Origin of the sequence: Achromobacter sp. UBA5777, from assembly GCF_002418565.1 — a bacterium.
Classification (GTDB): Bacteria; Pseudomonadota; Gammaproteobacteria; order Burkholderiales; family Burkholderiaceae_B; genus Achromobacter; species Achromobacter animicus.
In genome coordinates, this window is the sequence record NZ_DIEJ01000309.1 from 1 (window position 1) to 4,324 (window position 4,324).

At 66.2% G+C, this 4,324-nt stretch carries 3 protein-coding genes; all 3 read left to right on the forward strand.

From position 1 onward, the window contains the following. The coding region (locus B3446_RS26745; protein WP_291387022.1) for a TonB-dependent siderophore receptor at positions 1–2,113 on the forward strand (2,113 nt) is incomplete at its 5' end. 200 nt (positions 2,114–2,313) lie between these two features. Beyond that, positions 2,314–2,592, forward strand: coding sequence for a DUF3649 domain-containing protein (locus tag B3446_RS26750; protein ID WP_291387025.1), 279 nt, complete (start codon positions 2,314–2,316; stop codon positions 2,590–2,592). Then, a complete protein-coding gene (locus B3446_RS26755) occupies positions 2,589–4,307 on the forward strand; it encodes a PepSY-associated TM helix domain-containing protein (RefSeq protein WP_291387027.1) in 1,719 nt (572 codons plus the stop codon). Before B3446_RS26750 ends, B3446_RS26755 begins: the two co-directional genes overlap by 4 nt. Positions 4,308–4,324 lie beyond the last annotated feature (17 nt).

The following is a 4,324-nucleotide window of genomic DNA, read 5'->3' on the forward strand; positions in this document are numbered from 1 at the left end:
CGCGCCGGTGACGGTGACGGGCATGTCGGAGAGCGCCTTTGCGCCCACGGTCGGCTATGTGGCCACCGCCAGCGCCAGCGCCACCAAGACCGACATCCCGCTGATCGAGACGCCGCAGTCGGTGTCCGTGGTCACGCGCGAGCAGATCACCGAGCAGGGCGCGCAGACGCTGAACCAGGTGCTGCGCTACACGGCAGGTGTGGCGACCGAATCGCGCGGCGCCACGGCGACCCGCCTGGACCAGTTCAATGTGCGCGGGTTCTCGGCGTCCACCTATCTGGACGGGCTGCGTGTGTTCGGCGGCCGCGATGCGCTGCCGCAGGTCGACGCCTTCCGCCTGGAGCGCGTGGACGTGCTGAAGGGGCCGGCGTCGGTGATGTACGGGCAGGGCGGTCCGGGCGGCGTGGTGAACCAGGTCAGCAAGCGTCCGCTGGAAGAGCCGCTGAGCGAAGTGGAACTGCAGGTGGGCAACTACGATTTCCGCCGCGCCAACTTTGATTTCGGCGGCCCCATCGACGAAGAGGGCAAGTACCTGTATCGCCTGGTGGGCTCGGGCTACATGTCTGACGGGCAGGTGCAGGACACCAAGGAACGCCGCTACTTCGTGTCGCCGGCGTTCGCGTACAAGCCCAATGCGGATACCTCGCTGACCGTCCTGACCAATTTCCAGCACGATCCCGACATGGGCTCGTACGGCGCCGTGCCGGCGATGCGTACGCTGCTGCGCGCGCCCGACGGCTTCCGCCTGCCGGCCGATTACTACGACGGCGACGCCAATTTCGAAAAGAGCGACCGCAAGAGCTATTCGCTGGGCTACATCCTGGACCATCGCTTCAACGACACCTTCAAGGCGTCGCAAAGCCTGCGCTGGACGCATTCGGACGCCAAGTACCGTAGCGTCTACGGCGCGATGACCAACTACTACGGGTACACCGACCCGACCTACCTGTATCACCAGCGCGCCTCCATCGCGACGGACGTGGACGTCGGCGCGCTGACGATCGACAACAACCTGCAGGCGCGGTTCAACACGGGCAAGATCGGCCACAACGTGCTGGTGGGCTTTGACTATCAGCACGTCAAGACCGACACGCTGTCGGGCTTTGGCTCGGCGCCCCCGCTGTACGTGAAGAACCCGGACAACTTCCAGAACATTCCGGTGCCGGCGTTCTCCAGCGACGCTTCCACCACGCAGTACCAGACGGGCGTGTACTTTCAGGACCAGATCAAGATCGACCGTCTGTCGTTCCTCTTGGGTGGCCGCTATGACTGGTCGCGCAACGTGGGTGAAACGACCGCCATCGCTTCCGGCCGTGTCACCCCGTCCAAGCTGAAAGCAGAAGCCTTTTCGGGCCGGATCGGCGCCATCTACAACTTCGACAATGGCGTGGCGCCGTACTTCAGCTATTCGGAATCCTTCGAGCCGCAATCGGGCACGGGCTGGAACAACACGCCGTTCAAGCCGATCGAAGGCAAGCAGTACGAGGTGGGCATCAAGTACCAGCCGCCGGGTTCGGCCACGTTGCTGACGTTCGCGGCCTTCGACATCCGCCGCGAGAACATGACGACCACCGATCCGGATCCGACGCACGTGTGCGGCACGGCGGGCGGCCGGTGCTCGATCCAGGCGGGCGAGCTGCGCACGCAGGGCATCGAGCTCGAAGCCAAGACCGAGCCGATGCGCGGCCTGTCGCTGATTGCCGCGTACTCGCTCATGAACAACGAGTACACCAAGGCCTATCCGAATGCGGCCGGCTTCGACCTGACCGGCAAGACCCCGGCCGCGCTGCCGTCGCAGCAGGCGTCGGCATGGGCGCGCTACCAGCTTCAGGAAGGGCCGCTGGCCGGCTTGGGCGTTGGTGGTGGCGTACGCTACATCGGTTCGTCGTACGCCAACGAAGCCAACACGCTGAAGGTGCCGAAGGTCACGCTGGTGGACCTGATGCTGGACTACGACCTGGGCCGCGCCTCGCCCGCGCTCAAGGGCATGCAGGTGGCGCTGAACGTGCAAAACCTGTTCGACAAGGAGTACATCGCGTCGTGCTCCGGCGAATCGTGGTGCTGGTTCGGCTACCAGCGCTCCATCAAGGCCAGCTTGCGGTATCGCTGGTAAACAGTGCCATAAGGCGGCTCCCCGGCGAGCCGCCTTTTCTTTTGGTCCGAACTGCCGTTCCTGTCTTAACGAGAATCGTTATAATTCAGGCCTTATACAGGGAAAGGCGGATAAGCTCGGAAACCCCGTCCCCTCCAGGGTCCGTCATGGACCCGCAACCACCTAGAATTCCCGTGAAAGCTCCCGCAGCCGGCGCAGGCATGATGCGCTACAGAATGGCCGTTTTCTCTCGCGCGACGGCCGCCATCCTGGGCGGCTACGCCCTGGCTTCGGCGGCGGCTGCCTGTCTGGCGGTCTGGCTGCCCATGGGGCGCGCCGACGCCGTGACCGCAGCGCAGATGCTGTCCTTCGTGATCTACGCCTGCGGCGTGATCTGGGTGTTCGCCACGCGCAGCGCCTGGCGCGCCTGGGCCGGCATCCTGGGTCCGGCCGCACTGCTGGGCGTTTTATTCCTGGCGCACCGGCTGGTGGCGGCATGAAGGCGGCCAAACACAAACATCCCGGCGAAGAGGGCATTCGTCAGTCCATGTCCTGGCTGCACACGTGGGCAGGCCTGATCTTCGGCTGGGTGCTGTTTGCCATGTTCCTGACCGGCTCGCTGGCCTTCTTCCGGCCCGAGATCACGCGCTGGATGCAACCTGAGGTTCAAGCGCAGCCGGCGCCGGCCGTGCAGGCCGTCGCCACCGCGCAGCGCTATCTGGCGGAACACGCGCCGGACGCCAAGCGCTGGTTCATCACGCCGCCCTCGGATCGCGAGCCCCTCATCCAGTTGCTGTACCAGACGCCCAAGCCCAAGCCGGGCGAACGCGGCTTCGTGCGCGTCAAGCTGGATGCGGCCACGGGCGAGCCCGTGACGGCGCGCCAGACGCGCGGCGGCGACTTCTTCTACCGCTTCCATTTCGAATTGGAGACCGCGTTTCCGTGGGGGCGCTGGCTGGCCAGCATCGCGGGCATGTTCATGCTGGTGGCGATCATCAGCGGCATCATCACGCACAAGAAGATATTCGCGGACTTCTTCACCTTCCGGCCGGGCAAGGGCGGGCAGCGCGCCTGGATGGACGGCCACAACGTCCTGTCGGTACTGGGTCTGCCGTTTCACCTGATGATCACCTTCAGCGGCCTGGTGCTGTTCATGGTGATGCTGATGCCGGCGGGCATCCAGGCCGTGTACGACAATCCGCGCCAGTTCACGAGCGAGGTCTTCAAGGCCAACAAGATCACGCCGCCGCAGAACCAGCCGGCGCCGCTGGTCGATATCGCGCCGCTGGTGGAACAGGCCCAGCAGCATTGGCAGGGCCGCCTCGGACGGGTGACCGTCAACAATCCCGGTGACGCGGGCGCCACCATCACGCTGGTGCGCAACGTGGGTGACGGCGTGTCGTACGGGCTGCTGGCGCCCTTCATGCGCTTTGACGGGGTGACGGGCGCGCTGCAGGAGTCCGAGGACGATCACAGCGCCACGGTCGTGACGACGGGCGTCATCACTGGCCTGCATCTGGGCCTGTTCGCCGAACCGCTGCTGCGCTGGTTCTATTTCATCGTCAGCCTGGCCGGCACGGCCATGGTGGCCACAGGCCTCGTGCTGTGGATCGCCAAGCGCCGTCAGAAGGCGCGGCCGGGCGACACGCGGGAAGCGTTCTCGCTGCGTCTGGTCGACGGCCTGAACGCCGGGACCATCGCCGGCGTCGTGTTCGGCGTGGCGGCGGTGTTCCTGGCCAACCGGCTCTTGCCGGCCGACATGCCTGGCCGCCAGGTCTGGGAAGTGCGCGCCTTCTTCATGGCCTGGGGGCTGTCGCTGGTCTACGCGTTTCTGTTTCAGCGGCGCAAGTGGCAGGACCTGCTTGCCATCGCCGCCGCCGCGCTGGCGCTGGTGCCCGTGGTCAATGCGCTGACCACCGACCGGCACCTGGGCGTTTCCTTGCCGCAGGGCGACTGGGTGATGGCGGGCTTTGACCTGACGTGCCTGGCCAGCGCCCTGTTCTTTGCCTGGATGTCGGTGAAGGCTGCCCGGGCCCGCAAGGCGCCCGCCAGAACGGCGGGCAAGCCGCGCGCCGCGCGCAACGAGGCGGTCAAGGCCGCCGTTGCCGCCGCTGCCCATACCCCGGCAACCGTCCCAGTCCCCACTGCCCACGAGCCCGCCGTCCCGGCCGCCGTGCACCGGACCGCTTTCGAACCGCGAGGTGATACGCCATGACGCTTGCCGCCTTCTGC

Excerpts from the sequence above, each read along its gene's own strand:
- B3446_RS26750 (WP_291387025.1), top strand. The coding sequence starts at position 2,314 with ATGATGCGCTACAGAATGGCCGTTTTCTCTCGCGCGACGGCCGCCATC.
- B3446_RS26755 (WP_291387027.1), top strand. The coding sequence starts at position 2,589 with ATGAAGGCGGCCAAACACAAACATCCCGGCGAAGAGGGCATTCGTCAG.